The organism is Lacticaseibacillus manihotivorans DSM 13343 = JCM 12514 (assembly GCF_001435035.1).
GTDB lineage: Bacteria > Bacillota > Bacilli > Lactobacillales > Lactobacillaceae > Lacticaseibacillus > Lacticaseibacillus manihotivorans.
The window spans coordinates 1-353 of sequence record NZ_AZEU01000326.1; the positions used below are offsets into that span (position 1 = coordinate 1).

Annotated in this window: 1 protein-coding gene; it reads left to right on the plus strand. The window is 48.7% G+C overall.

Going from position 1 to position 353, the window contains the following annotated elements; all coding sequences use genetic code 11:
* Positions 1-353 (plus strand): primase C-terminal domain-containing protein (locus FD01_RS15385; protein WP_191981534.1); only part of this gene is annotated, 353 nt, incomplete at both ends.

Consider the following 353-nt stretch of genomic DNA (forward strand, 5'->3'; position numbering starts at 1 on the left):
CGCCAAAGCGTCCTGAAAAACCTGCCACAGGTGGATGTTGGATGCAATCATTTTGGCTTCTTCAGGTTGCCGTCTGACGACATGGTCAGGTTCTTTGAGCCATCTTTGACGCTCGATTTTGCAATGCTGCTAGATTGGGCAATGGAAATTAAGCTTAAGATGACTGGCGTTGCTAAGCCAAGCACACGTGATCACCAGGTCGATCAGCCATGGTTTAGTGCGCTTAGTCGGGCTTCTGTGGTTCGCGGTGACGGAGATCTTGGTCGCAACAATACGTTATTGACACTTTTGCTGGCGACATATTCTTCAGGATGGGACCAGAATCGCGCATATGACTTTGCTGATGAATGGAA